Consider the following 26,798-nt stretch of genomic DNA (forward strand, 5'->3'; position numbering starts at 1 on the left):
ATTTCCACACGTTCCAGATGGCCGCTTGTGAAAAGCGAGTCAGGTTGAAAAATTTCGCTTGATACGCGAGCTGGCACGCGCTTTGCTACGATCTGTCCGAATATGGAACTCCATCCATTTTCTATGCAGTCTACTTCAACTCCCCGGCCTCGCTGTCCCGAGCGCCGGGGATTTTCTTGTCCAATGGGTCAGCTCAATTGAGCCGCCCTTGCCAGTCGCCGGGCTTTGCGGTCACCCATGACGCTATCCGTGGTGAAGACTGCCAGCGCGGTCCAGATGAAACAGAATGCAATGGCCTTGGTCGTGCCGAAAGGCTCGCGAAAGATGAGGACTGCGATCAGGAACTGCAGGGTGGGCGCTATGTACTGCATCATGCCGATGGTCGACAGTTTCAGGCGCTTGGCCGCCAGTGCGAACAGGATAAGCGGAACGGCCGTGACCGGTCCGGCGAGTGGCAGCAGCAGGACATCAACCGGACGGTCACCCATCCATGACCCCTCCGGTGTCGACTGGAACCAGACAAGCCATATCAGCGCCACCGGAAAGAGCAGGGCGGTTTCGATCGCGAAGCCGATACGGCCATCGACACTGACTTTCTTCCGCACTGCTCCATAGGAGGCGAACGTGAAGCAGAGGATCAGGGAGACCCAGGGAAGCCGTCCAAGCTCCCAGGTCAATATACCTACGCCGATACAGGCGATCACGATGGCAATCCATTGTGCGGGGCGAAGCTTCTCGGAAAAGAAAAACATGCCGAACAGGACGCTAACCAGCGGGTTTATGAAATAGCCGAGGCTGGCCTCCGTCACGCGTTCCTGCGAGACCGCCCAGATATAGACCAGCCAGTTGAGCGCAATGAGCGATGCGGAAAGACCGAGGTAGAAGAGGCGGCGACGGGTCACCGCAGCCCGGAACTCACGCCAGCGCGATGCAATCGCTATGAAGAGCAGTCCTGTCGGTAAGGCCCAGACGATGCGGTGCGCCAGCATTTCGCCCGGCGCAATATGGTCAAGCGCCCTGAAATAGAGCGGTAGCGCCCCCCAGAACAGATAGGCAGCGAGCGCACAGAAAAAGCCGAGGCGGAGTTCAGACGACATGCGAGCGAGATAAGCGGCAACCCCTCCCTTCACCACCCGAAAATTGAGGTGGAATCTGCATGTCAGATATTCTCACAAATCAAGCAAAAACGCCGCCCCAGACGGAGCGGCGTTTCCTGCAAAGCTTTGATGCCGGATCAGGCGGACACTTTTTCCGGAGTGACAACGCCGCGCTTGATCAGCTCTTCTGCAATCTGGATTGCGTTGAGCGCTGCGCCCTTGCGCAGATTGTCGGAGACGACCCAAAGCGACAGGCCGTGCTCCACGGTCGGGTCCTTGCGGACACGCGAGACGAAGGTATCCCACTCGCCAGCGCAGTCGATCGGCGTGATGTACTGATCATCTTCCGGGCTGTCGATGACCTGAACACCGTCAAAATTGCGGAGCACTTCACGCGCCTGTTCCGGCGTGATCGCGTCTTCGAACTCGATGTTCACGGACTCAGAATGGCCAACAAACACAGGCACGCGAACGCATGTCACGGTCAGCTTGATGTTCGGGTCGATCATCTTGTGAGTTTCGTTCCACATCTTGGCTTCTTCATCAGTGAAACCATCATCGCGGAAGCTCCCGATCATCGGGATCGCGTTGAACGCGATCTGCCGGGAAAATTCCTCGGCTGTCGGGGTGTCGTTCACGAAGATGCCCTTGGTCTGGTTCCAGAGCTCGTCCATGCCGGCCTTGCCTGCGCCGGAGACCGACTGATAGGTCGACACGACCACGCGCTTGATGCCGGCTGCATCGTGTAGCGGCTTCAGCGCCATGACGAGCTGGGCTGTCGAACAGTTCGGGTTCGCGATGATGTTCTTCTTGCCATAGCCCATCACGTCTTCACCGTTCACTTCCGGAACAACCAGTGGAACGTCCGGGTCCATGCGCCATGCCGATGAGTTGTCGATGACGATGGCGCCGGCAGCGCCCATCTTCTCGGCCCACTGTTTCGACAGGGTTCCGCCTGCCGACATCAGGACAATGTCGACCTTCGAGAAGTCGAAATCATCGAGTGCCTGGCATTTCAGCTTCCGGTCGCCCCAGCTCACTTCGCGGCCGACCGAACGCCGCGAGGCAACGGCATAGACTTCATCTGCAGGGAAGTCCCGTTCATCAAGGATATTGAGGAGTTCGCGGCCAACATTTCCTGTCGCCCCAACGACTGCAACTCTGAGTGCCATATTCTTTTCCTTTCGCGAGCCGCCTCCCATACGTCAGGACGGCCCATATCTCAATCTTCAGATTTCCAAGCCGGGCTGCAGATCACCTGCGCCGCAGTTAGGAGGCTTGATTTAAGCTGCATGTAATGCACTTTCGGCAAATGTTGAGTGCTCAGCCTGCAAACTCTCGCCCGATGGAGACGATCCTGATCGAAGACATGATCTCGAAGTATATCAAGAGCTATAATTCCCGCGACATCGAGGGAATGCTCGACTGCGTCACCGAGGACGTGATTTTCGAGAATATCTCCAATTCTGGCCAGACGATGAAGTTTGAAGGACGCGACAAGATGGGCGAGGTCGCCCAGCTGTCAGGCAATGCGTTCTCCTATCGTCGCCAGAAGCTCGTTCACCTCGTGATCGGGCAAGGCAAGGCCGCTGCCGAAATCGAGTTTGAAGGCAAGGCCGCCGTCGACCTGCCCAATGGCGTGAAAGCCGGGGAGACCATCAAGATACGCGGTGCGAGCTTCTTCGAGTTTCGCGGCCAGCTGATGTGCCGCATCGCTGACTACAGCTGATCGATAATCGCGTCTGTCATGGCACCCGTGGAGAGGTCTCCGCCGAGATCGCGTGTGCGTGCACCAGCCTTCAGGGCGTGAGCGACAGCTTTCATGACCCGGTCCGCCGCGTCCGGCCGGGCGAGCGACCAGCGAAGGGCCATTTCCATCGACAGGATAGCGGCGCATGGATTTGCGAGCCCCTGTCCGGCGATGTCGGGCGCGGACCCGTGAACCGGTTCGAACAGGCCCGGTGTCCCCTCAATGCCCAGGCTTGCCGATGGCAGCATGCCAATGGACCCCGTCAGCATGGCTGCTGTGTCGGAAAGAATATCGCCGAACAGGTTGTCGGCCAGGATGACGTCGAACTGCTTTGGCTGGCGCACCAGTTCCATAGCGCAGGCATCGGCAAGCATATGGCTGAGCTCAACCCCATCCCCGTGTGCCTTGTGCAGGGCCGTCACTTCATTGCGCCAGAACAGGCCGCTTTCCATGACATTTGATTTCTCGACGGAGCAGACCCGTCCATCCCGGCCGCGAGCGATTTCAAAGGCGACCCGCGCCACGCGTTCGATTTCCGGTGCCGTATAGATCGACATGTCGTAGCCGCGGCGCACGCCCTTGTCGTCGGAATCGATGCCGCGGGGCTCGCCAAAGTAGACGCCGGAGGTCAGTTCGCGCACGATCATCAGGTCGAGGCCTTCGACCACGTTTCGCTTTAGTGTCGAGGCGTCGACGAGGGCTTCGAAACAATAGGCGGGTCGGAGGTTGGCAAATACATCCAGCCCCTTGCGCAGGTTGAGCAGGCCCATTTCAGGGCGCTTGGTGCGTTCAGCATCGGCCCATTTTGGTCCGCCAACCGCACCCAGCAGCACGGCATCGCTTGCCTTGGCCTGTGCGAGCACCTCATCGGTGAGTGGGACGCCATGCTGGTCAATCGATGCGCCGCCGACAAGGGCTTCACCAATTTCAATATCCGGTGCAACGAGTTCGGCAATCTTTGCGGCGGCAGCAGTGACTTCGGGGCCGATGCCGTCGCCCGGGAGGAGGAGGAGTTTCTGTTTCATAGGGACGAGCCTAATGGCGCGAGTTTGCTGCAGTGTCTATAGGTGTGCCGCTTTACAAGGCTTCTGGGTCAGCTTCGTAGAGGCGAAGGGAGCGGTCCGAAAGGCCAAGACCGGCCTTGGCATCGACCCGGGCGGTGCCTTCAATCTCGATCATGACACCTTACGCTCTAGCCAGGGCATGGACAGCTTGCGACCCGCTTCATAAGTCTCGATTGCAGATGCAGCATGCAAGGTTTCACCGATTTCATCGAGACCTGCCAGAAGGCTGGCTTTTCGCCCCTGATCAACGTCGAAGCTGATCTGCTGGCCGTCCGGCGTGGTGATCGTCTGTGATGCGAGGTCAATGGTGAAGCGATGATTGGCGCCGCCTGTCTGCTCAGCCAGTGCCTGGCAGATATCCAGAGGCAGCACGATGGGGAGGATCCCGTTCTTGTAGCAATTATTGTGGAAAATGTCTGCGAATGAGGGGGCGATCACACTGGTGATGCCCTGATCGAGAAGCGCCCAGGGCGCATGCTCACGCGAAGACCCGCAGCCGAAATTTTCACCCGCGATCAAGATGCCGGCGTCAGCTGCCGCCGGCTTGTTCAGGACGAAGTCCGGATTGGGTGCGCCATCGGCGCCGGTCTTGAGTTCGTAAAACAGACCCTCTGACAGGCCCTCGCGTTCCGTTGTCTTCAGGAACTGCTTCGGGATGATCATGTCAGTGTCGACATTTGCCATTAGTCGGCCGTTGTCGATCAGGGCTGCGGCGGTCGAAGTGAGGGTCGTGAATGCTTTCATGGCAGGGCTTCTATCGCGGGACGTGGGAAATGAACAGGGTCGGGACGCTGAGTGTCCCGCTTCTGACGGTGAATACTTCAGATCCGGGCTTTCGACCTGTGCGGATGTCAGACACGTCGAGCCCATCCTCCGTCAGGCGGGCATGCGCGAGGGCAAGATCATCCGTCGCCCATGTCAGACCCCAGATCCGATCGTGGGCTGCGACATCATGCGCCTCGCCCAAGCGGTGGATGACTTCGAAGGTCAGGCCACCGGTGCGGAAAAAGAGAAAGCGCGTTTTCCACTGCTCCGCGGTCCTGTCGAGTGCCAGGTCGAGGCCAAGGCGGCCGCCATAGATGGCCAGTGCGCGCATCGGATCAGGCGTGTCGATCACGATATGGTCAAGGCGCGACACGCTGCCCGAGGCCAGCGGCAGTTTCGGCAGGGGCGTGTGAGGCTGCAGGATGAATGTCTTGATACCAGCCATCTCATCATCGCTACACCTGAACCGCTCCCAGGACCGCGAGGCGCCGCTTGTGGAATGCGTGCCTGAACCGGTGGTTATATCACCCGGTTTCAGTCCGCGGCGCGACAGTTTGTGGTGCGCCATGCCGATATCACCGGTCCGAAAAGCGAGGCTGGTCAGGCGCGGGCCCCCTTCGTTCAGGAGCTGGCGCAGGCGGCGTGCGACCGCGCCGTCCCCATCGGGTGCCATCAGCTCGATGGCGGTATTCTCGACCGCGAAGACCGCCGTCGCCGCGCCACCGGAGCGTGCCTCCCATGCCGGTTCCACCCCAAGCAGCATTGAATAGGCCGCGATACCGGCGTCGATATCGGGACATATCAGGACGACGTGGTCCAGGCCTGTGATCAGCATTCCGTAACCAGCCCTTTATATGCCTTCAAAAAGGGCCGTGGAAACATAGCGCTCGGCAAAGCTTGGAAGGACGGCGACGATGGTCTTGCCGGCCATTTCATCGCGCGAACCGACCTGTGCGGCAACGGAAGCTGCGGCTCCAGATGAGATGCCTCCCGGAATACCTTCCAGCTGCGCCAGCAGTCTCGATGTCGTGAAGGCTTCGTCATTGGTGACCTTCACGATTTCGTCGATGAGGCTCGTATCGGCATTGGCCGGGATAAATCCTGCGCCGATGCCCTGGATCATGTGCGGGCCGGGTTCGCCGCCAGACAGGACAGGGCTGTCCTCTGGCTCGATCGCGAACATCCTGACGGACGGTTTGAGCGACTTCAGGTACCGACCACAACCAGTCAGCGTTCCGCCTGTCCCGATCCCGGAAATCACCGCATCGACAGCGCCATCTGTATCCGCCCAGATTTCCCGGGCAGTGGTCTGTTCATGGATGGCCGGATTGGTGGGATTGTCAAACTGGCTTGGCATGACAGCGCCAGGGGTGGATGCGAGAATCTCTTCAGCCTTCGCAATCGCGCCATTGACCCCCTTTTCCTTGGGGGTGAGTTCAAGTGTCGCACCCAGAAAGGCAAGCATCCTGCGCCGCTCGATCGACATGGATTCCGGCATGGTCAGGATAAGCTTGTAGCCGCGATTGGCCGCCACAAAGGCAAGGCCGATCCCTGTATTGCCTGAAGTTGGCTCAACCAGTGTGGACTTGCCGGGCGTGATTTTTCCCGCCGCTTCCAGTTCGAGGATCATGTTGAGGCCAATTCTGTCCTTCACGCTCGCGAGCGGGTTGAAGAACTCGCACTTGAACAGCAGATTGGCCTTTACGCCTTTGGCCTTTGAGAACTTTTCGGCGGCGACGAGCGGCGTCGACCCGACCGTTTCAAGGATGGATGCGTATGTCCGGCCGCGGGGCCCATCCACATTGACACCCGACTTCAACTGCACCGTATTGCTCATGTGAGGTCCCTCCCTATTGGAGGATAGTACCCGGGAGTGAGGCAGCAAGGCTAGCAGAATCGCGGATCGCGGCATGCGCGAACCGCAATCCAGGCTATTTGCGTCATAACCTCTACCCGATCACGCCGGTGATGGCGGCGCGGGCAGCAAGGGTCGGGCTCATCAGATGGGTTCGGCCACCGCGGCCCTGACGACCTTCAAAATTGCGGTTCGAAGTGGATGCACAACGCTCTCCGGGCGCGAGAATATCCGGGTTCATACCGAGACACATGGAGCATCCAGGCTCGCGCCATTCAAATCCCGCATTGATCAAAATCTTGTCGAGGCCTTCTTCCTCGGCCTGCGCGCGTACCAGGCCAGAGCCCGGCACGACCATGGCGCGAACGCCATCGGCAACATGATTGTTCTCGGCAATCGCGGCGGCGGCCCGCAAGTCTTCAATGCGAGAATTCGTACAAGACCCGATGAACACGCGCTGGACGGGCGTTCCGGCAATCGGAGCACCGGGCTCAAGGCCCATATAGTCGAGGGCGCGCTCGGCGGCAGCCTTCTTGACGGGATCGCGCATGGTGGACGGGTCGGGAATGGTCGCCGAAACCGGGATCGCCTGCTCAGGGCTGGTCCCCCATGTCACGGTCGGCTCGACATCCTCGCCGCGGATCTCGACCACGCGGTCCCATTTGGCATCGGGATCGGAGAAAAGCGTGCGCCAATAGCGTTCCGCGATTTCCCAGGCGCCGCCTTTCGGTGTGGATGGACGGCCTTTCATGTAGGCGAATGTCGTCTCATCCGGCGCGATCAGGCCTGCCCGGGCACCACCTTCAATCGAAAGGTTGCACAGCGTCATCCGCCCTTCCATGGAGAGCTTCTCAACTGCTTCGCCGCGATACTCCATGACATAGCCCGTGCCGCCAGCCGTTCCGATGATGGAAATGAGGTGGAGCGCCAGATCCTTGGCGGTGACACCTTCGCGTAGTTCGCCGCTCACCTCGATCGCCATGTTCTTGCTTTTGCGGGTGCGAAGGGTCTGCGTTGCCAGTACATGCTCGACTTCCGAAGTGCCGATGCCGTGCGCAAGCGAACCGAACGCGCCATGAGTAGAGGTATGGCTGTCGCCGCAGACAATGGTCATGCCGGGCTGAGTGCGTCCCTGCTCCGGGCCGACCACATGAACGATACCGTTGCGGATATCGCCCATCGGAAAGAACTCGATTCCATGCTCGGTTACGTTCCGGTCCAGCGCGGCAAGCTGGTTGCGGGCCGCTTCATCCTTGACGCCAGCGAGGCCAAGAGACTGGTTTTCCGTTGGCGTGTTGTGATCTGCGACAGCGAGGGTCAGTTCCGGGCGTCGAACGCCGCGACCGGCTGATCTGAGGCCTGCAAAAGCCTGCGGCGTGGTCACCTCATGAATGAGATGGAGGTCGATATAGATGAGTGATTCACCGGTTTCCGCATCAGTTTGCACCGCATGCGCGTCCCAGATCTTGTCGTAAAGTGTCTTGCCTGACATTGCGCCTTCCTTATTGCGGCGCAAAACACCACGCAGATGACGTCAAAGCAAGACTTTGCATGTGTGAGAATTTTTAAGAATGAAAAAAGGCCGACACGCGAGATGCCGGCCTTCTCAACTGGATGGTGAAACCGCATCAATTGCAGTTGCAGCCGCCGCCGACATTGAGAACAACGAGCGATGCGCGCTGGGTCTCATAACGGGTCGGTGCCGTCACGCGCTCGGTCTGGGCGCGAACGCGGCGATATTCGACTGGCTGGATGATCTTGCGGACCACTGGCTGGATGACGTTGCGCTGTGTGACAGCTTCGAAATAGGATTCGGTCACCTCCTCGCGGGACTGGGTCGAGACCTGCGGGATGTAGTTGATCTGCGTTTCCGGGATTGGGTCGGCTTCGACGCGAACCGGAAGACGCTCTTCCTCATAGCGGGTCGGTGCCGTAACACGCTCGGTCTGGGCGCGGAGCACGCGGCGCTCGACCGGCTGGATCGTCGTGATGACAACCGGCTGGATCACATTGCGGGTCACCTGATCAATGTAGACGTCTTCAACCTCGAGCACGGTTCGCTCGGTCACCTGAGGAATGATTTCCTCGACAACTTGCGGTGCTGGAGACGTTTCAACGCGAACCGGAAGACGCTCTTCCTCATAGCGGGTCGGGTTGGTTACGGTCTCGGTCGTACCGCGAAGAATGCGGCGTTCAATCGGCTGAACCATCGTCTTCACAACCGGCTGATACACATCGCGGCGCGTGACGGCATCGACATACGTCTCGGTCACTTCATCGCGGGTCACTTCATTGACCTGCTCGGTAATGTTCTCGACGATTGCCGGAACAGGCTGTTCTTCGATGCGAACCGGTGCGCGAACAGTCTCATAACGCGTTTCGGCCGTGACAGTCTCGGTGCGTGGGCGAGTGATGCGGCGCTGGACCGGAACAACAGTGGTCCGTTCGACGGGCTGAGTGATCTCGCGGCGGGTAATGACGTCATAATACGTCTCGGTCGCTTCCTCGACGTTTTCGACAGTCACATCTTCGGTAACGTTCTCGACGATTGCCGGCACGTCGTCCTGCTCGATGATCACTGGCAGGCGCTCTTCTTCGTAACGCGTTGGCTCGGTGACTTCTTCCGTACGGCCGCGCACAATGCGACGTTCGATCGGCTGGATCAGCGTGCGTTCGACCGGCTGTGTGATTTCGCGGCGCGTTACAGCATCAAAATAGGTCGTGGTCTCTTCGACTTCGGTCTGCTCGGTCACGCGCTCTTCGACATTCTCACAGCAGAGATTGGTTTCGATCGCCGTTTCGGAGCCGCCCATATAGCGGACGTCTGCCGGGCCGCTGGCGCCGCTGCGTGAGATGATATCGCGGATTTCCGCGTCCGTGAGGACGCGCTCGCCGGTTTCGGATCCCGAAGAAGTATAGCGATCGCCGACAGCCTGGCCGGTCCACGATTTATCACCGTCTGCGTGGGCAACGATTGGCAGGGCGGACAGGGCGACCACGCTAACCAGGAGTTTCGAAGTAAGTTTCATGACACCTTCCCCTTTGGCGACCCGTGAAGGTTGCAACAGGCCTAAATTTTTCGACCCGAACGCCCTCGGGACAATTATGAAGGGCGCCACAAAAGCGCCATCTTCTGTTTCGTATACGAAACGAAATCCTGTTAACAAAGGAGATTCGCCTCGTGCGCGAGCCTTCAAGGCGCGCTTTTGTCCCATTTTGGAGGCAGCGACGCGGACCTGAGGTCTCATGCCAGCCGGTTGCAATCGCCGTGCCGACCGAGGGTTGAGTGACAGGTTTTGCTGCAAAAAAACCCCGCCAGACAGGCGGGGCTTTTGCATGAATTCTTCGTGACGGTGAGAGACTAGTTCTCTTCGCCGCCTTCTGCCGTTTCAGCGGCAGCTTCTGCTTCTGCCGCTGCGGCTGCAGCCTCGGCTTCTGCAGCCTTGGCTTTTGCCTTTTCTGCCTCGGCGCGGTCCTTGGCGGCCTGCTCCTTGCGGGCAACCTTGTCTGCAGCGCGCTGACGCTTGCGCTCGGTCTTGGACACGGTGATTTCGGTTGTCTCGACGCCGTGACCAGACGTGCGCTCCGCGATACGGGCGGACTTACCACGCAGGTCGCGCAAATAGTACAGCTTGGCGCGGCGGACGCGGCCCTTGCGCTTCACTTCGATGCTCTCGATCATCGGGGAGACAACAGGGAAAACGCGCTCGACGCCTTCACCGAACGAGATCTTGCGGACCGTGAAACTTTCGTTCAGGCCGGCACCGGCGCGTGCGATGCAGACGCCTTCAAAACGCTGGACGCGCTCACGGTCGCCTTCGCGGATGCGCACGTTCACTGACAGCGTATCGCCTGGCGAAAATTCTGGGATCTCTTTGCCGGAAGTAACGCGTGCTACTTCTTCAGCTTCGAGCTGTTCAATCATGTTCATCGTCCGTCTCCGACGCTCGTATTCTTTGCCCGTTGAGGTAAGCGGCCCATAAATCGGCACGGCGGGCTTCTGTCAACAGTTTACTGCGGTTGAGCCGCCATTCGTCGATCTTTTTGTGATCGCCTGAAAGAAGCACCTCGGGCGTGGTTTCGCCTTCCCACTCGCGGGGCAGGGTGTATTGCGGATATTCCAGCAGGCCGTTGGAGAAACTTTCATCTTCCAGCGAGGCCTGATTGCCTGCCACGCCGGGCAGCAGCCGGACTGTCGCCTCGACCACGGCCTGCGCAGCGGCTTCACCACCGGCCAGGACGAAATCACCCAGCGAAATCTCGATCATGTTGCGCTTTTCGATGACGCGCTCATCAAGCCCTTCAAAGCGGCCGCAAAAGCAGACCATGCCGGGGCCGGATGCCAGCTCCCGGGCGAGCGCTTGCGTGAAGGGCTTGCCGCGGGGACTGAGATAGATGACCGGGCGGTCGGCCACGTCGAGGCTGTCGATAGCGGCGGCGGCCACGTCCGGACGGAGCACCAGGCCGGCACCGCCGCCAGCAGGGCTTTCATCAACCTGTCTATGCTTGCCGAGACCAAATGCGCGAAGATCCGTCACATCCAGCGACCAGATGCCTTCGCGTTTGGCGCGGCCGAGGATGGAAACGTCCAGCAAGCCGGGAAACGCCTCTGGATAGAGCGTGATAATCGAGACGTCGAAAGCCATACTTTATATACAGGCGCTGAACGCGCTGGCGAGAGAGGGGCGGATCAGGACTTCATCATGCCGGCCGCCTTCAGCGTCTTTCCGGCGCGAAGGACGCGGGCCAGCATGTGCTCGGACGAGCGATCGCCGCCATTGGAGTCCGGGTGGAAGCGGCGGACATATTCACTGTAGCGAACGCGAATTTCAGACGCGGTCGCGCCCGGCTCGAGATCAAGCTCCTGCAGGGCGCGATTGGTAACGCCTGCCGACTGCTGTTCCTTGCGGCGCGCCTGGCGTGCTTCGGCATTCTGTTCAAAGAATTCGCGGCCGCGCCATTTGCGCGGATCGTGCGCCGAAGCGGCCTTGCCTTTGCCCATCGGGCCTGTGCCGAACTTCCAGGTCTTGTTGAAACCGTATTTGGCCATTTCGTTGAAGGCCTGAAGCTCTGCTTCGGACATGCCTGCGAAATAGTCGTAATTGCGGTTATATTCGCCCGCATGTTTCTGGCAGAACCAGAACACGCCATCCATGCCACGCGGCTTGGGAGCGGGGTGGGAGCCGGCAAGGTCGCAGTCATCGCGGTGACATTCGCGAGTTTCTGCGGCTTTCTGGCGTTCTTCCTCCTCCTTGGGAGGCTTCACCCTTATATCGGTGAACTTGACGCGGTATGAGAAGTCTTTGGCCATCGGGCAGGCAACATAAGGCGTTCGGGTTAACGAGGCTAGAATTGACAAACAGAACAACACGCATTCGGGAAAGATTGACGCAGGTTTTTGCACCTGAACGGCTGGAAATCACAGACCAGAGCGCCCTGCATGCAGGACACGCAGGGGCATCGCCCGAAGGCGAGACTCACTTCAAGGTCGAAATTGTCTCGAAAAAATTTGATGGAATGAGCCGCGTGGCCATCCAGCGCGAGATCAATCATGCGCTAAAAAATGAATTCGATTCAGGGCTTCATGCGCTGTCGATCAAGGCGGCAAGCCCGACTGGTTAATGACGCGTGGAACCGGGTCGTGAAATTTCGGCGGCCACAAAGGAAAGCATATTAAGACCCGCATGAGACTGCTTCGCTCAAGAAGAGGTCCTGTCCCATGTTCCTGAGAACAGTCCCAAATCCCTATGATGACGGTCGCCCGACGCGTGTGGTCCGCTTCGAGCAGCCGGATGATCAGGTTTACGCGATTGATGCCGAGCAGCTGCACAGGCATCCGAAGCTGCTGAACGAGTTCAGCCGGCTGAACGAATTCAAGGTGAGGACGCTCGACACCCTTGCCTGTGCGATCCTGGTTCTGTTTGTCATCGCTTCTCTGTCGGTGGCCTGGTGGCTGTTCATTCCAGGCCTTGTCGCCTGCGCCTTCATGATCGCGATCAATCGCAAATTTGCAGGGGAAACCGCGATGCGCGCGGCACGACGGTCGACCGAAGCCTTTCTCTACCTGCACACGATCGGTGTGTTGTGGATCGTCCAGAACTAGCTAGACACCGGCAATTGCGAGCCCGGCCGCAATCACTGTCACCAGCGTAAAGATCAGCGTCAGGCTGACGGCAACGACGCGTTTGGTCTTGTCGCGGGCGCGGCGTCCGGGCGGTGCCTTTTCATCCTTCTTGCGCGGGGCAAGCGTCCACCGATTGGTAAAGAAGCCGGCAGCGCCAAGGCCGCCGACAATCCCTGCACCAAGTGCGCCGGACAGGAAGGCCAGCGCGGCCGCGGCGAGGCAGGCGGCCGCAATATGACCGGATGAATTGACCAGCAGCAGACGGACATGACCATCGGCCCGGCTATAGTCGAGGCGGTCATAACTTGTATTCGGCGCGACGATCGCCGCGACCCAAGCGCACCCGGTCGAAAAGCTGAAAAACGCAATCGACAGCGCCTGTGACAGTTCCCTCAATCCATCGAGCATCGGTCTTTTTCCTATTTGTCCGAAAAGAGCCCGGCCTGCTTGTTTGCGTCGGGAACGGCCAGGCCCATTCTCTCATACGCCAGAGGCGCTGCAACCCGCCCTCGCGGAGTGCGGGCGATATAGCCTTTCTGCATGAGAAATGGCTCAATAACATCCTCCACGGCATCGCGTGCTTCTGACAAAGCGGCCGCAAGCGTGTCGGCACCAACAGGGCCGCCCGCATAGGTCTTCACGAGCGCGGAAAGATAGCGCCGGTCGAGAGCATCAAGGCCGTCTTCATCGATCTCGAGGCGTAGCAGGGCGCGCGACGCGGCAGCCTTGTCGATCTTCGCGCCCTCAGCTTCGGCAAAATCGCGGACCCGCCGGAGCAGGCGAAGCGCGATACGCGGTGTTCCGCGGGCACGGCTGGCAATCTCGATGGCGCCGTCCTCGCTGATATCCGCACCAAGCTTGCGCCCAGCCGCGAGCACGATCCGCGCAAGCTCCTTCGGTTCGTAGAAATTGAGCCGCATCGGAATGCCGAACCTGTCCCGCAGCGGGTTTGCGAGAAGGCCAGCGCGTGTCGTCGCGCCGACCAGCGTGAAGGGCGCAAGATCCAGGCGGACGGAGCGCGCAGACGGTCCTTCGCCAATCACGATATCGAGGGCGTAGTCTTCCATCGCCGGATAGAGGATTTCCTCGACCGCGGGCGGAAGGCGATGGATTTCATCGATGAAGAGAACGTCGTTTTCTTCAAGATTGGTCAGGATGGCCGCAAGATCACCCGCCTTGGCGATGACCGGCCCGGAAGTGGATCGAAACCCGACGCCAAGTTCCTTCGACACGATCTGCGCCAGCGTTGTCTTGCCGAGTCCGGGAGGGCCAAACAGCAGGACATGGTCAAGCGCTTCGCCACGTGCCTTTGCGGCATCGACATAGACTTTCAGATTCGCCTTGATGGCTTCCTGACCGACATAGTCCGCAAAGCTCTGCGGGCGAAGCGCCCTGTCCAGGGCGTCCCCGGACTGGCGCTCGGGATCATTCAGGTGTCCCTCGCGGCTCATGTCGGCGAGAGTTCCTTGAGACCGGCGCGGATGAGGGCGGAAGTGTCAGCGTCCGGTGCGTTGCGCGCTGCAGCGGCTACGGCGCGTGCCGCGTCACTCTGGCCATAGCCAAGGTTAACGAGCGCGGAGACCGCCTCGCTTCGTGCACCGCTGGCTGGGAGCACTTCCGCGCCTGCGGCAGGCTGCAGGTCCGACGTGCGGAACGCGCCGAACCGGCCCATGGGCGGCGGCTTTCCGGAGAGCTCGCCGATAATGCGTTCGGCCAGCTTCTTGCCGACGCCCTTGGCCCGCGTGACGACCGCCGCATCGCCAAGCGCGAGCGCGTCCATGAGTTCGGCCGGTGCCAGCGCATCCATGATCGCCATGGCAGATTTGCCGGCAACGCCCGGCACGTCCTGAAGGCGGACAAACCAGGCGCGTGCTTCGTCGCTTTCGAAGGCGTAGAGCGTAATCGAGCTTTCCGTGACGCGCGTTTCGATGTGCAGCGTGGCTTCCTTGCCGGGGCTCAACTTGGCGAGAAGGCGCGTGCCCGCCAGCGCGACATAGCCAACGCCATTCACGTCAATCATGACGCTATCAGTGCCAACCGTCGCGATTTCACCCCTGAGACGGCCAATGATCATGCTGCGCCCCTTTTCAGCGTGCTGGCATGGTTGGCAGTACAGATCGCGCAGGCGAGCGCGTCCGAGGCATCGCTCGACATCTTGCCAGCTTTTGGCAGGAGCCGCGCGACCATGAACGCCACCTGCGTCTTGTCCGCGCCGCCTGTGCCGACAACCGCGAGCTTGATGGTGCGCGGCGAGAATTCGAGAACATTGAGGCCGGAGCCGTGCAGCGCCGCCATGGCTGCGCCGCGTGCCTGGCCGAGTTTCAGGGCCGAACGCGGGTTTGCATTGACCAGTGTTTCCTCAATCCCTGCAAAGTCTGGCCAGTACGATTTTGCGAGATCCGATATTTCACGATGAATGCCACCGAGACGCGCCGCCAGCGAAAGCTCCGGATTGATCTTGATGACTCCGTGCGCAACGTGGCTCAGTCGGGAGCCGGACTGCTCGATCACACCCCAGCCCGTATGGCGCAGGCCGGGGTCAATCCCGAGAATACGAATCGCGTCTGTCATCGGCCAACACAATAACGGTTTCGGTTAACACCGTCTTGCATTTTCCTGATTTGTTCCAGTCCGCAAGGCTGGTTCGTCAGACAGACAGGAATTCGACCTCTTTGTCGGGCGCGAATATGCCGGCTGAGAGCTGACCGCCATAGACCGCGCCCGTGTCGAGATTGAAGCGGCGCGCCGGTGCGCCAGCGGCCTGGGGGCGGAAGTCCCTGGTTGGGGTGTGGCCATGCACGACCTGCCAGCCTTTCAGTGCGCCAATGTCCCACCGGGTCGGGTCGTAAAAACGCGGGGAGCGGGTCCACAGATGAATACGCGGATCACAGTGCGGGAAGGTCTTGGGATCGACCCCGGCATGAACAAAGACGAGATTGCGTTCCGGCTCAAGGTGAAGGGTCGGCAGATCGTTCAGCCAGCGCAGATGCGACTGCGGGGGATCCTCAAAGCCGCGCCTGGCATAGCTTTCCAGCGCCGCGTCACCGCCATTGATCAGCCAGTGCATGCGCGCACCGCTATGGTCTGCGCCGTCTTCATAGGCCTCCAGCATCATCTGTTCGTGATTGCCGCGCAGATTGATGGTTTCGATATCGTCGCGGCCTTCAAGCCGCATCAGGGTTTCAATGACGCCGCAACTGTCCGGCCCCCGGTCCACATAGTCGCCCAGATGGATCAGCTTGAGCGGCGCACCGGGATGGTCCCGTTCATGGCGTGCGAAAATCGCCGCATGCAGCCGGTCGAGCATTTCGGCCTCGCCGTGCACATCCCCGATTGCATAGATGACTTCGCCTGACATTCGAGCTCCTCATGGCACACATGAGAACGCCAGCCCCGAAGCGCAATATTACGCTTGGCCGGTTTGTTCACGACGTCAGAAAACTGGAGCGGGCGATGAGATTCGAACTCACGACCCCAACCTTGGCAAGGTTGTGCTCTACCCCTGAGCTACGCCCGCATCCGATAGGGGGTAACTGACCGGCACCGCCAATCAGCAAGAGACGGGCTTTAAGCGCAAATAAGCGGGGCTTGCAAGAGGGATTCACACGCGAATGTGCAATCGGTCCTACATATCCCTGGGCGGTTTGAGCCGGCGCTTGGTCTGGTGCGCGTCTGCCTTGTCTCCCGTGACCTTCTGGCCGCGCATATAGTGGCGCTGCCAGCCGGCCTTCACCGTCTCTGAATCGAGCGCCTTCAGCTTCTCATTGAAGCTGCCCCGGCTGTTTGCCCAGGCGTGATAGTCCTTTTCCAGTTCCGGATTGGATTTGAGCAGTTTGCGCTCCGGCTGGATCTCTTCGGTCTTGCCGTGCTCGAACGGCGTGATGAAGCAGAAGGGCTCACCCTTGCGGAATATGACTTCGCCCGGCCGCGTCATCTGCCAGTTCATGGTGAAGGGAAAGGGCAGCCAGTCTGTCTCGACGAGGCCCGTCAGCGGCGCGATCCCGTCCTTGAAGAAATTCGGCGCGCCGGTTGCCCAGAGGCCCCAGCCGGGCGGTGTGCGAAACAGGTGGCCTGTATGGAAGGTGACGATGCCTCGCCGGAAGTGACTGTCCGCGAAGGAATCGATGGTGCGCGGATCGCCGCGTGTAAAGAACTGGATATTACGCTCCAGAGGGCCGCCATCCCAGACAATCTTGAGATCAATGGGGCAGAGGATTTCCCAGCCCGTCGAGTTTGCCATGGTCAGCGGAAGGCAGCGATAGGGGTGGCGATCCTCGAAATCATCCATCCATTTGCGCTGCGAACGGCCCGGCACGATCTCCGGAGCGACATCGTAGATCTTGTAGCATTCAAGCTGCATTGGTCAGCCTTCTCGTCTCTTCTCAACCTTCGTTTCCCATCCGTCGTATTCGCCAAATAGTGATTTGGCGCGGCGGAGATGCGTTAACGTGTGATGAGTGATATCGCCAAGCTGCATCGTGCACTCATGATAGCTTTGCACAAGCCAGCGTCTGCTCAGCACGCTGCCACCGCTCTTCAATCCGTGGTGTTTATAGCCATTTTCATGAAGCCACGAACAAAACGATTCTGCGTTCTTCTTCTTTTTGAAGTACGTCCAGTGGTCAACATTTCGCGCAATGTCTTTGTTGTCTCCGCGACGAGAAAGTGCCTCCAGCACCAACATATCGTTCAGGACCCTGCGGCTCTCTTCGTCGGGATAGAGATCGTCCCAATACACATTCCGCATTGGGTCAGGCTCGATGTAGAGGTCCGCTTCATATCCCGTTGCGCTCACGGCTTCGGTGATTGAGCATCCAACTTCTTCGGACACAACCATTCCAAGTAGCCAACGAATGCCATTGGATGTAACGCGTCCAAGAATAATGCCGTGGGTACCTTTGAGTATTTCGACAATGCGATCTTCCAACGCATTCAGGCGCTCAGCTTCCTCGTCGGTTATCAGGCCAATGTCTGTAGCGGACTGTAGCTTGAGACGAAGCTTCATGGCGAACTGATACGGAAGCACGTCTATTTCTTCGGAGATGCCATCATCGAACAGGATGAATGCCTGATGGCCCCCCATATCTGCCGCATACAGCGCCCATTTATCAGACATCAGTCCCATCCCTGCTTGACGGTTCCTGCCTGATTGCCTGAAAGGGAGCCATGACTGCAAGCCCTGACGACCTGTTCGCCTTTCTCGACAAACACGGTATTGCTCACCACACGCACTGGCACGAGGCGACATTCACCGTCGAGGAAGGCCGGGACCTGAAGGCCACCATGCCGGGCGGGCATACCAAGAATTTGTTCATGAAGGACAAGGATGGCGCAATTGTCCTGATTTCGGCTCATGCCGATAGTGAGCTGAAGCTCAACCAGCTGCACAAGCTGATCGGGACGCGGCACCTGTCTTTTGCGAGCGCAGAGCTCATGGTCGACCTGCTCGGGGTGACCCCCGGCTCGGTGACCGCATTTGCACTCATCAATGACAAGGCCGGCAAGGTTCGCTTTATCGTTGATGCTGCGCTGATGAAACACGACCCGATCAACTTCCACCCGCTGATCAATACGGGGACGACAGCAATCTCTCGCAATGATTTCCGCAAATTTGTCGCCGCGACGGGCCACGACCTGACAGAAGTCGATTTCAGGACCCTGCTCGACGCAAATGCCTAGGCCGGGTCCTCACCGCGGAAGACGCTGATCAGGCTGAACACAGCAAAGAGTGCGGATCCGGCCCCCAATAGTCCGAACAGTCCTCGCTGCCACATTGGCCAGTCTTCAGCATTGAACGCGACAAAGATTACGCCAGCAGCGACCGCACCGGAGATCAGGGTGATCAGGAAGGCCTTGGCGCGCGTGCTGTAGAGGGCCGCGATCATCAGCAGCGAGAGGACGAAGAAGCCGATGCCAAGCTCGAAATGGATCGGCACCTGTTCGCGCATCTCCTGCGGACCGAACATCATCAGCATGCCGCCGGCTGCCGTGCCGATCACCATGAAGCCATACTTCACCTTGTCGAAGCCGGTCACTTTCAGGGCCATGCCCACTGCATATACCGATTGGCTCGCAATTGGTATGCGCACCTCTACGTATTGCGTTTGAAGCCCATCCGTCCCAAATCTGCGGCAGAGAACTGAAAGGCGCGAGACATGGAAAATATTTCGCTCGGAACGCCCGGTGGGGCCGGTGGCAATGTGAAGGACGGGACTGACCAAACCTTCATGGCGGATGTTGTAGAAGCCTCCAAGGAAACTCCGGTGCTGGTCGACTTCTGGGCGCCCTGGTGCGGCCCCTGCAAATCCCTTGGCCCTGTGCTCGAGAAGGTCGTCAATGACCAGCAGGGCAAAGTCAAACTGGTCAAGGTGAACATTGACGAGAACCCCGGCATTGCCGGCCAGCTCGGCGTGCGCTCCATCCCGGCTGTGTTCGCCTTCGACAAGGGTCGCCCGGTTGATGCCTTCCAGGGGGCACTGCCGGAAGGACAGCTTCGGGAATTCATTTCGAAAATCATGGGCGGCACCGACCAGGGCCAGCAGATCAAGGAAGCCGTCGCAAAGGCAGATGAACTGTTGCAGGCGGGTGATGCGTCCCAGGCAGCGCAGATTTACGGCGCTATCATTGAGGCCGACCCGGAAAACATCGCCGCCATCTCGGGTCTCGCGCGTTGTTACCTGGCCAATGGCGACACGGAACGCGCCGCGCAGATCCTCGACATGGCCGGACCGGAAAAGCAGTCTGATCCTGCCATCAAGGGTGTGCGGACAGCCATCGACCTCATGGCGGATGCCCCTCAGTCGGACGAGCTTGACGCGCTGATCGACAGGGTAACCGAGGACCGCGGCAATCACGCTCTTCGCTTTGAGCTCGCAGAAGCTCTGATGGCCCGCGGCAAGAACAAGGAAGCTGCGGATCATCTTCTGAAGATTCTCGGCACCGATCTTGACTGGGAAGACGGCAAGGCAAAGGCCAAGCTGCTGGAGCTTTTCGAGGCGGCCGGTCCGAAAGATCCGGCGACGATCGAAGGGCGTCGGCGTCTGTCGTCACTAATGTTTGCCTAGCTGCTCGACTTTGTGAAACAACGCGCCATGTAGGGGGTTAGGCTTTATTGGAGGCCAGACCAGTATGATGCGTCTAGGGTACAGGAAAGTATCTGACTTGCCGGCGACGCTCGCCGTGTTCCCGCTTGCAGGTGCCTTGCTGTTTCCGCGCTGGTCGCTGCCGCTCAACATTTTCGAGCCGCGCTATCTGAACATGATTGACGATGCGATGTCCGGGTCTCGTCTGATCGGGATGATCCAGCCGATGGGCGGCAGCAGGCAGGTCCCGAAACTTGCACATGTCGGTTGTGCCGGCCGTATCACCTCTTATTCAGAGACCGAAGATGGACGATACCTGATCAACCTGACAGGTGTCTGCCGGTTTGGTATCGCCAAGGAGCTTGACGTGGACACACCCTATCGGCAGGTGAGCCCGGACTGGGACACTTATGCGGCTGATCTGACGCAGCCGGACCTGTCCTGCCTGCCCGAGCGTGAGCGACTGGCCAGCGCGCTTCGCAAATATGTGGCGTCGAACGAAATGGAAGTGGACTGGGAAGCGGTTGAGAGCGCGCCGCTCGAGACGCTTGTCAATGCGCTGTCTGCGGGGTGTCCATTCTCCCCGATGGAGAAGCAGGCGCTGCTGGAAGCAAGTACGGTGGCCAAACGTTGCGAAGCGCTTATCGCGCTGCTTGACATGGATGTGCCCGGCGACGATTCTTCGACACTGCAATGACTGAAATCCCATCCCCCTCTCAGGCAAGCGCGCACCGGACAGACTCGCGTCTGCTGGAGCTACTGATCTGCCCGGTCACCCGGCACCCGCTCACCTATGACAAGGACGCGCAGGAGCTGATTTCCCAGAAGGCAAGACTCGCTTATCCGATCCGTGACGGCCTGCCGATCATGCTGGAGAGCGAGGCACGCTCGCTGGATGAGGATCAGGGCTGATGACGGTGATGCCGTGGCCAACAGAGCTGCGTTTCCGGAAGGGCGCGCAGCAGTTGCATATCAGCTTCGAAGACGAGGCTGAATTCACGATCCCCTATCAGCGTCTTCGCGAGGAAAGCCCGTCGGCAGAAGTGCAGGGTCACGGCGCCGGCCCAAAGCCGCCGCAGCCTCCGGTTCCATCCGATATTTTTGTGACGCGCGCCGAGCCGGTCGGGCGCTATGCTGTGCGCATATATTTCAGCGATGGCCATTCGAGCGGTCTTTATACCTGGAAATATTTGAGGCAGCTCGGCGAAACGGGTTAAGGTGGACGCGAGAGGGGGGTGACACATGACCACGAGCGATCATGGCGTCGACTTTGGAAAGCTCCGCCGGAACATGTGGCTTGCTGTCTTGGCGGGCTTTTCAGTGCTCCTGGTGTCCCTCTGGCAGCTCGGTCAGTTCAATGAGTTCGACCTCGGCTGGGCGGTCATGGCGCTTGCGTTCGGCGCGATTGCCTGGAGCGCCGTCTTCTATTTTGGGTGCTTGCTGACGGCCGGTTCGCTGACCAGCTATATTGAGAGAGATGACACGGTCATCAAAAACGAGAGCGTCGAAATGGTCACCAAGACGCGATCGAGTGGCGACGACCGCCTTGATGCGTGGATCGACAAATTTGTCTTCGCCCGGAACACGTTTGGTTTGTCCGTCCTGCCCCTGGTGCTGCTTGGCGGTGTTTTCCTCTTCGCCTGATCAGTTCCGGCGCATCAGGCTGGGCATGTCCGCGGTCGCGGCGCTTGCAAGTCCAGCCAGTCTTTCACGAACTGGCGTGATCTTGTCCGCCAGCATGAGACCAACCGTGCGAACCGGTTTGGTAATCATGTGATCATTGGAAAAGAGCCGGTCGACTGCGTCCATGGCGAGGGCGGCGCTGTTGGCTTCGAAGCGGCGCGAGGCCTGATATCCGGCGAGAACCTGTTCTGAGCCAATATCGAGTCCGGCGCGGTCGGCCTCCACCACCGCATCATATAGTGCGCCGACATCCCGGAAGCCCTGATTGAGGCCCTGGCCCGCAAGCGGATTGATCCGGCGCACGGCGTCACCAACTAGGGCGACGCGCTCGCTATACATGGCATCAGCGATCTGCAGGATGAGCGGATAGGAGCCGACGGGGCCTTCGATCTTCATCTCTCCGGCAAAGTCTGCGAATTTATGGTTCAGCTCGGCTTCGATCTCTTCGATGGGGCATCTGGCAAGCGCTTCAGCCGCGCCGCGTTTCATATACCAGGCCAGGTTTGCGTGATCGCCGAGCAGGGGCAGTGTGGCGAAGGGGCCATCCGGCGTGAAAAGCTGCCGGGCAAGTCCGTCATGTGGGCGTGACAGCGTGACATTGGCCGCAAAGACGGATTTTCCATAGTCTCGCCCCTCAGTCGGAATGTCGGCAGCGTGGCGCACGGGCGAGTGGATACCATCGGCGCCGACGAGGAGGTTCGCGCGTATCTCCTGTCCACCTTCCAGTCTGACCTGGATGTGACCAGGCCCGGTTTCGAAGCTTTCGAAGCGCGCCGGAGCAATCACTGTCAGATTGGCAACCTCGCCGATCGTTTCGTCGAGTGCTGCCTGTAGCTTGGGCGCTTCGATCATCTGGCCGAGCGCCTCGCCCTCATCCCGGTCTGGCAGATCGTCATCGCCGAAGAGGACGGCGGGCGTGCCGAACCAGTGTGTGCCGCCGTCAATCGCCTCCAGACCGTGCAGAGGCTGCGTCTTCCCGGCCAGTTTTTCTGCAACACCTATTGCAGAGAGAAGTCGCCAGCTGCCTGTTACGACCGCGAAGTTGCGGGTGTCTGGACGGGCTTTGGCTGCAGCATCGCGCGCATCGACGAGTGCGACCTCGAAGTCCGCCTTCGCCAGAGCGACGGCGAGAGAGGCGCCGGTAGGGCCGGCTCCGACGATTACGATCTCGGTACGCTCTGCGGTCATCTTCGCTCTTGCTTAATCGAGGGGCAGAAAACGGTCCATAGCTGACGCCTAAACGGGCGTTTGGGTCGCAGCGTGCACGAATTTTGATCAGAACTAATTGCTCGCTAGGCGGGCGGCTTGTTGGCTCTGGTCGATCATAAGGCAGCAAATCAATCTGGCCCGGTCATACCAACCAACTGGGAGAAGGGCATGAAGTATCTTGTAAAAACGGCGATGAGGGGGGCAGCCCTGCTGCCGATCGCCATTGCGGCCGTCGGCGGTGCGGTCGCCCAGGAGGCGTCCGAAGTAAGCGCCTATGTCGATAATAGTTATCTGTTCCTCATTGGCGGCCTGATCGTCATGTTCATGGCGGCCGGTTTCTGTATGCTCGAAGCGGGCCTGGTGCGGAAGAAAAACGCCGCAATGCAGTCCATGAAGAACGTTGCGCTCTTCTCCGTCGCCGGCATCATGGTCTGGCTGGTCGGCTACAACATGGCCTATCCGTCCGAAACCATTGCGGGCTGGATCGGCATCCCAAGCTTTATCTGGTCACCCGAAGAAGACCTCGGAACCGGTTATGCCGCATCGTCGGACTGGTTCTTCCAGATGGTGTTCGTTGCAACCGCAGCATCCATTGTGTCCGGTACCGTTGCGGAGCGCGTCAAGCTTTGGCCGTTCCTGATCTTCACCGCCTTCCTGACCGCATTCATCTATCCGATCGTTGCATCTTGGGAATGGGGCGGCGGCGCTCTGGACAGCCAGTTCGGCTTCTCTGACTTTGCTGGTTCCACGCTGGTTCACTCGACAGGTGGCTGGGCAGCTCTCGTTGGCGCGATCATCATCGGTCCGCGTATCGGCAAGTTTGTGAACGGCGAAGTCCACCCGATGCCAGGTTCGAACATTCCGCTCGCAGCGCTGGGTACGTTCATCCTCTGGTTCGGCTGGTTCGGTTTCAACGGCGCATCCCAGCTTGCTGCCGGCACGTTTGACGACATCAATGCTGTGTCGAAGATCTTCGCGAACACCAATATGGCTGCCTGTGGCGGCGTGGTTGCCGCGATGGGTCTCACCGCCCTTCTGTACAAGGGCAAGGTCGACGCAACCATGGCCTTCAATGGCGCAATCGGTGGCCTTGTTTCAATCACGGCTGAGCCGCTGGCGCCTAGCATGGGTGCATCCACGCTAATCGGTGCTGTTGGCGGTGTCCTCGTTGTCCTCACGGTTCCGCTTCTCGACAAGCTGAAGATCGACGACGTCGTCGGCGCAATCCCGGCTCACCTCGTCTGCGGCATCTGGGGCACGCTCATCGTTGCGGCGTCCTATGGCAACGTCATCATGATCCCGGCTGCGGATGCAGAGGGCGCCATCGGCGTCAGCTACGTCGGACAGCTCATCGGTGTCATCGCCTGTGGCGTCTTTGTTTCAATCGCATCTGCCATCGTCTGGCTGGCGCTCAAGTTCACGGTCGGCATTCGCCCGAGCGAAGAGGACGAAGTCGCAGGCATGGACAAGGCAGAAGTTGGCCTCGAGGCCTATCCGGAATTCGGATAACGCCTCCACTGGTTCGCTTCTTTCGGGAAGCGTTTCCTCCCAGACTTCCCCGGCCAGGCAACTGGCCGGGGATTTTTTTTGAATCTGCGCAAAACCCGCGGCTTGTTTGCGCCGTGTTAAGGCGGGGCGGGCAATTTATCTGAAAATCCTCAATTCAGATGGTGGACAGGTTATGGCGAACTCGATTGCCCAGACACAGAATGTGAAAGAAGCCTCCGACCCTGTATGGCGTATCCTGACGGGCACGGCCGCCTTTGCGATCGGCGTTTTCCTGTGTGGCAGTGTCGGGTCCTACCAGTCCACAGATCCCAGCCTGAATGCCTCGACAGCGCTTGAAGTCCAGAACCTGTTTGGTGGCACCGGTGCGATCGTGGCGGACCTGTCGCTGCAGACGTTCGGCTTCGCATCCTGGATGGCGGGTCTCGCACTTATGGTTGGCGGCGCGATGCGGGCTGTGCTGATTGGAGCGCCGCGCATTCGCCGCTGGTTCTATGGTGCCGCTTTCGTCCTCATTCTCTCAGGTGCGCTTGCGTCCTTCCCGGTTCCAGCCTCCTGGCCGCTCTGGACAGGTCTTGGCGGCATGTTTGGCGACGGCCTCTATGATCTTGCTGTTGTGCCGTTCAAGGCTTTGCTCCTGCCGATGCCTGAACTCCTGGCGGGGTTGTTCCTCGGAACCGTTTCACTCCTCTTTGCATTCTCAGCGCTCGGCTTCCGACGCGGTGATGCTCGCCTGCTGCAGACGGCTGCGGCTAGTTCAGGCCGACGTGCGGCCCGTAGCGCGGGCAGCCTGGGAGGCAAGCTGTTCGGCAGCCTGGGCGGTCTCTTCCGCAAAAAGCATTCGGGAGAGGAGCACATGATTGAGATGGGTGAGGATGCCTATGAGGCCCCGGCCGTGTCGCGCCGCACTGCCGCACGCGAAGATCTGGACGTCATTGATGACGAAGAGGGGCCTGCCGAAAACAATGATGAGGATCTGCCAATTGCGCTGACGCGTCCAAAGCTCAGCCAACAGCCGCAGCGCGAGCCAGAGAAGCCTCGCCCGACCGTCCGCAAGCGCGCCCGCAGCGGAACCAAGATCCTGCCGTCGATTGACCTCTTGCAGGAGCCGCCATCGCGCCGTGCGGCTGTCGATGAGGATGGCCTACTGGCCCAGGCGAACCGACTATCCGAAGTGCTGCGCGAGTTCGGTGTTCGCGGCCGCATCAAGGAAGTGCGCCCCGGCCCGGTCGTCACCCTGTTCGAGCTGGAGCCGGCCGCCGGCGTGAAATCGGCGCGTGTCATCTCCCTTGCCGACGACATCGCCCGCTCTATGAGCGCGGTCTCGGCCCGTGTCGCAGTCATTCCCGGCAAGAATGCCATCGGTATCGAACTGCCGAATGAAGAACGCGAAACCGTCTACTTCCGGTCGCTGCTGTCATCGACGGCCTATACCGGCTCAAAGGCGCCGCTGCCCATGGCGCTCGGTGAGGATATTGGCGGCACGCCTACTGTAGTCGACCTGTCCAAGATGCCCCACCTCCTGATCGCGGGCACTACCGGCTCCGGTAAATCGGTTGGCGTGAACGCGATGATCCTGTCGCTGATTTACAGGCTGACGCCTGAACAGTGCCGCTTCATCATGATCGACCCGAAAATGCTCGAATTGTCGATCTATGAGGGTATCCCGCATCTGCTTGCACCGGTCGTGACCGACCCCAAAAAGGCGGTCAACGCCCTGCAATGGGCGGTGCGTGAAATGGAAAGCCGCTATGAGCTGATGTCCAAGGCGGGCGTTCGGAACCTGGCGGGCTTCAACGAGAAGGCGGCCAAGTATCGAGAGCGCGGCGACCAGATGACGCGCAAGGTCCAGACCGGCTATGATGATCGAGGCAAGCCTATCCACGAAACGGAAATCCTGCCGCTCAACCACATTCCAAACATCGTCGTCGTGATCGACGAGATGGCTGATCTCATGATGGTGGCGGGCAAGGAAATCGAGGGCTGCATCCAGCGTCTCGCCCAGATGGCACGGGCGGCCGGCATTCACCTCATCACCGCTACGCAGCGTCCATCCGTCGACGTCATCACCGGCACGATCAAGGCGAACTTCCCGACGCGCATCTCCTATATGGTGACGACCAAGATCGACTCCCGCACCATTCTTGGCGAACAGGGCGCCGAACAGCTCCTCGGCATGGGTGACCTGCTGTATCAGGCAGCCGGCGTGAAAACCAAACGCCTGCATGGCCCGTTTGTGTCCGATGAGGAGGTTGAAACCGTGGTCAACTGGCTGCGCGAACAGGGTGAGCCAGACTATAATGAGGATATCCTTGAAGAGCCTGAAGAGGGCGGCACGGGTAGCGCCATCATGGATGCGATGCTCGGCGTTTCCTCTGGCGACGGTGACGATGACCTTTATGCGCAGGCAATGGCGATTGTCGTGCGCGACAAGCGGGCCTCGACCTCTTACCTTCAGCGGCGCCTCAAGGTCGGCTATAACAAGGCGGCGACGCTGATTGAGCGGCTGGAAGAAGAAGGTGTCATCTCAGCGCCAAACCATGCCGGCAAACGCGAAATCCTGGTTCGCGGCGATCCATCTGACTGATCCGCCAGCAATACCGCACAGCGTATAAGTTTTGTTCATTCAGGGGCTTGGCGCGCGGGTAGTCTGAATAGTGGGC

The 26,798-nt window shown here is 59.7% G+C and carries 31 protein-coding genes and 1 tRNA gene; 11 read left to right on the forward strand and 21 right to left on the reverse strand.

Annotated features, from left to right (window positions below; genetic code table 11):
* Positions 1 to 188: 188 nt before the first annotated feature.
* On the reverse strand, positions 189 to 1,097 hold the full coding sequence (gene rarD, locus B8746_RS05450; RefSeq protein ID WP_084392250.1) for an EamA family transporter RarD: 909 nt from the start codon (positions 1,095 to 1,097) through the stop codon (positions 189 to 191).
* Positions 1,098 to 1,234: 137 nt separating this feature from the next.
* A complete protein-coding gene (locus B8746_RS05455) occupies positions 1,235 to 2,269 on the reverse strand; it encodes an aspartate-semialdehyde dehydrogenase (RefSeq protein WP_084393132.1) in 1,035 nt (344 codons plus the stop codon).
* A 125-nt stretch (positions 2,270 to 2,394) separates the two neighbouring features.
* On the opposite strand from B8746_RS05455, the gene B8746_RS05460 reads away from it, so the two are divergent.
* A complete protein-coding gene (locus B8746_RS05460) occupies positions 2,395 to 2,826 on the forward strand; it encodes a nuclear transport factor 2 family protein (RefSeq protein WP_233123945.1) in 432 nt (143 codons plus the stop codon).
* On the opposite strand, the gene leuB is transcribed toward B8746_RS05460, so the two are convergent.
* The 9 genes from leuB to B8746_RS05505 form a co-directional block, all read right to left on the reverse strand.
* Entirely contained in the window at positions 2,817 to 3,872 is a 1,056-nt protein-coding gene (gene leuB / locus B8746_RS05465) for a 3-isopropylmalate dehydrogenase (RefSeq protein WP_084392253.1), read from the reverse strand. The genes B8746_RS05460 and leuB overlap by 10 nt on opposite strands.
* Before the next feature lie 150 nt (positions 3,873 to 4,022).
* A complete protein-coding gene (gene leuD, locus B8746_RS05470) occupies positions 4,023 to 4,655 on the reverse strand; it encodes a 3-isopropylmalate dehydratase small subunit (RefSeq protein ID WP_084392255.1) in 633 nt (210 codons plus the stop codon).
* 10 nt (positions 4,656 to 4,665) lie between these two features.
* Positions 4,666 to 5,511 (reverse strand): VOC family protein, encoded by an 846-nt coding sequence (locus tag B8746_RS05475; protein ID WP_233123947.1) that lies wholly within the window; start codon positions 5,509 to 5,511, stop codon positions 4,666 to 4,668.
* Positions 5,512 to 5,526: 15 nt separating this feature from the next.
* Complete coding sequence (cysK, locus tag B8746_RS05480; RefSeq protein ID WP_084392257.1) at positions 5,527 to 6,513, reverse strand: cysteine synthase A; 987 nt, start codon at positions 6,511 to 6,513, stop codon at positions 5,527 to 5,529.
* A 112-nt stretch (positions 6,514 to 6,625) separates the two neighbouring features.
* Positions 6,626 to 8,023 (reverse strand): 3-isopropylmalate dehydratase large subunit, encoded by a 1,398-nt coding sequence (gene leuC / locus B8746_RS05485; protein ID WP_084392260.1) that lies wholly within the window; start codon positions 8,021 to 8,023, stop codon positions 6,626 to 6,628.
* Positions 8,024 to 8,159: 136 nt separating this feature from the next.
* Positions 8,160 to 9,560, reverse strand: a complete 1,401-nt coding sequence (locus tag B8746_RS05490) for a hypothetical protein (RefSeq protein WP_084392263.1) — start codon at positions 9,558 to 9,560, stop codon at positions 8,160 to 8,162.
* A 332-nt stretch (positions 9,561 to 9,892) separates the two neighbouring features.
* On the reverse strand, positions 9,893 to 10,462 hold the full coding sequence (gene rplS / locus B8746_RS17575) for a 50S ribosomal protein L19 (RefSeq protein WP_084392265.1): 570 nt from the start codon (positions 10,460 to 10,462) through the stop codon (positions 9,893 to 9,895).
* The gene (gene trmD, locus B8746_RS05500) at positions 10,449 to 11,177 is read right to left on the reverse strand and encodes a tRNA (guanosine(37)-N1)-methyltransferase TrmD (RefSeq protein WP_084392268.1); all 729 of its coding nucleotides are present in this window, start codon (positions 11,175 to 11,177) and stop codon (positions 10,449 to 10,451) included. Before trmD ends, rplS begins: the two co-directional genes overlap by 14 nt.
* A 44-nt stretch (positions 11,178 to 11,221) precedes the next feature.
* Positions 11,222 to 11,842: a J domain-containing protein gene (locus tag B8746_RS05505; protein ID WP_084392271.1), complete on the reverse strand. Its 621-nt coding sequence runs from the start codon at positions 11,840 to 11,842 to the stop codon at positions 11,222 to 11,224.
* Between B8746_RS05505 and B8746_RS05510 the strand changes: the two genes are divergently transcribed.
* Entirely contained in the window at positions 11,824 to 12,153 is a 330-nt protein-coding gene (locus tag B8746_RS05510) for a BolA family protein (protein WP_084392274.1), read from the forward strand. The genes B8746_RS05505 and B8746_RS05510 overlap by 19 nt on opposite strands.
* 97 nt (positions 12,154 to 12,250) lie before the next feature.
* Entirely contained in the window at positions 12,251 to 12,634 is a 384-nt protein-coding gene (locus B8746_RS05515; protein WP_084392276.1) for a hypothetical protein, read from the forward strand.
* Here B8746_RS05515 and B8746_RS05520 read toward each other — a convergent pair whose 3' ends face one another.
* The 8 genes from B8746_RS05520 to B8746_RS16965 form a co-directional block, all read right to left on the reverse strand.
* Positions 12,635 to 13,063: a hypothetical protein gene (locus B8746_RS05520; protein WP_084392279.1), complete on the reverse strand. Its 429-nt coding sequence runs from the start codon at positions 13,061 to 13,063 to the stop codon at positions 12,635 to 12,637. It lies immediately after the preceding gene.
* 11 nt (positions 13,064 to 13,074) lie between these two features.
* Positions 13,075 to 14,106, reverse strand: coding sequence for a Holliday junction branch migration DNA helicase RuvB (gene ruvB / locus B8746_RS05525; protein ID WP_084392282.1), 1,032 nt, complete (start codon positions 14,104 to 14,106; stop codon positions 13,075 to 13,077).
* A complete protein-coding gene (gene ruvA / locus B8746_RS05530) occupies positions 14,103 to 14,726 on the reverse strand; it encodes a Holliday junction branch migration protein RuvA (RefSeq protein WP_084393136.1) in 624 nt (207 codons plus the stop codon). Before ruvA ends, ruvB begins: the two co-directional genes overlap by 4 nt.
* Entirely contained in the window at positions 14,726 to 15,214 is a 489-nt protein-coding gene (gene ruvC / locus B8746_RS05535) for a crossover junction endodeoxyribonuclease RuvC (RefSeq protein ID WP_084393135.1), read from the reverse strand. Before ruvC ends, ruvA begins: the two co-directional genes overlap by 1 nt.
* A gap of 88 nt (positions 15,215 to 15,302) precedes the next feature.
* Positions 15,303 to 16,013 (reverse strand): metallophosphoesterase family protein, encoded by a 711-nt coding sequence (locus B8746_RS05540; protein ID WP_084392285.1) that lies wholly within the window; start codon positions 16,011 to 16,013, stop codon positions 15,303 to 15,305.
* An 84-nt stretch (positions 16,014 to 16,097) separates the two neighbouring features.
* Positions 16,098 to 16,172: transfer RNA gene (locus B8746_RS05545), tRNA-Gly, on the reverse strand.
* A gap of 108 nt (positions 16,173 to 16,280) precedes the next feature.
* Positions 16,281 to 17,015, reverse strand: coding sequence for a DUF6065 family protein (locus B8746_RS05550; RefSeq protein WP_084392287.1), 735 nt, complete (start codon positions 17,013 to 17,015; stop codon positions 16,281 to 16,283).
* A 3-nt stretch (positions 17,016 to 17,018) separates the two neighbouring features.
* Positions 17,019 to 17,771 (reverse strand): DUF695 domain-containing protein, encoded by a 753-nt coding sequence (locus B8746_RS16965; RefSeq protein ID WP_158084540.1) that lies wholly within the window; start codon positions 17,769 to 17,771, stop codon positions 17,019 to 17,021.
* Positions 17,772 to 17,821: 50 nt separating this feature from the next.
* On the opposite strand from B8746_RS16965, the gene B8746_RS05565 reads away from it, so the two are divergent.
* Entirely contained in the window at positions 17,822 to 18,334 is a 513-nt protein-coding gene (locus tag B8746_RS05565) for a prolyl-tRNA synthetase associated domain-containing protein (protein WP_084392291.1), read from the forward strand.
* On the opposite strand, the gene B8746_RS05570 is transcribed toward B8746_RS05565, so the two are convergent.
* Positions 18,331 to 18,702: a hypothetical protein gene (locus B8746_RS05570; RefSeq protein ID WP_084392293.1), complete on the reverse strand. Its 372-nt coding sequence runs from the start codon at positions 18,700 to 18,702 to the stop codon at positions 18,331 to 18,333. The genes B8746_RS05565 and B8746_RS05570 overlap by 4 nt on opposite strands.
* A gap of 108 nt (positions 18,703 to 18,810) precedes the next feature.
* Here B8746_RS05570 and trxA point away from each other — a divergent pair, with 108 nt between their 5' ends.
* From trxA to B8746_RS05595, 5 genes are all read left to right on the forward strand, one after another.
* Positions 18,811 to 19,719, forward strand: coding sequence for a thioredoxin (trxA, locus tag B8746_RS05575; RefSeq protein WP_084392295.1), 909 nt, complete (start codon positions 18,811 to 18,813; stop codon positions 19,717 to 19,719).
* 67 nt (positions 19,720 to 19,786) lie between these two features.
* The gene (locus tag B8746_RS05580; RefSeq protein ID WP_188657454.1) at positions 19,787 to 20,434 is read left to right on the forward strand and encodes an LON peptidase substrate-binding domain-containing protein; all 648 of its coding nucleotides are present in this window, start codon (positions 19,787 to 19,789) and stop codon (positions 20,432 to 20,434) included.
* Positions 20,431 to 20,649, forward strand: a complete 219-nt coding sequence (locus B8746_RS05585) for a Trm112 family protein (RefSeq protein ID WP_084392299.1) — start codon at positions 20,431 to 20,433, stop codon at positions 20,647 to 20,649. The genes B8746_RS05580 and B8746_RS05585 overlap by 4 nt, the downstream gene beginning before the upstream one ends.
* Positions 20,649 to 20,954, forward strand: a complete 306-nt coding sequence (locus B8746_RS05590) for a gamma-butyrobetaine hydroxylase family protein (RefSeq protein WP_084392301.1) — start codon at positions 20,649 to 20,651, stop codon at positions 20,952 to 20,954. Before B8746_RS05585 ends, B8746_RS05590 begins: the two co-directional genes overlap by 1 nt.
* A gap of 25 nt (positions 20,955 to 20,979) precedes the next feature.
* The gene (locus B8746_RS05595; RefSeq protein ID WP_084392303.1) at positions 20,980 to 21,381 is read left to right on the forward strand and encodes a hypothetical protein; all 402 of its coding nucleotides are present in this window, start codon (positions 20,980 to 20,982) and stop codon (positions 21,379 to 21,381) included.
* Here the strand turns inward: B8746_RS05595 and B8746_RS05600 are convergent, their stop codons facing one another.
* Positions 21,382 to 22,608, reverse strand: coding sequence for an FAD-dependent oxidoreductase (locus tag B8746_RS05600; protein WP_084392306.1), 1,227 nt, complete (start codon positions 22,606 to 22,608; stop codon positions 21,382 to 21,384).
* Positions 22,609 to 22,797: 189 nt separating this feature from the next.
* On the opposite strand from B8746_RS05600, the gene amt reads away from it, so the two are divergent.
* Together amt and B8746_RS05610 are read left to right on the forward strand one after the other, a co-directional pair.
* A complete protein-coding gene (gene amt, locus B8746_RS05605) occupies positions 22,798 to 24,138 on the forward strand; it encodes an ammonium transporter (protein WP_084392308.1) in 1,341 nt (446 codons plus the stop codon).
* 172 nt (positions 24,139 to 24,310) lie between these two features.
* Positions 24,311 to 26,722, forward strand: coding sequence for a DNA translocase FtsK (locus B8746_RS05610; RefSeq protein WP_084392311.1), 2,412 nt, complete (start codon positions 24,311 to 24,313; stop codon positions 26,720 to 26,722).
* The last annotated feature ends 76 nt before the right edge of the window (positions 26,723 to 26,798 follow it).

The organism is Henriciella pelagia (assembly GCF_002088945.1).
GTDB classification, from domain to species: Bacteria; Pseudomonadota; Alphaproteobacteria; order Caulobacterales; family Hyphomonadaceae; genus Henriciella; species Henriciella pelagia.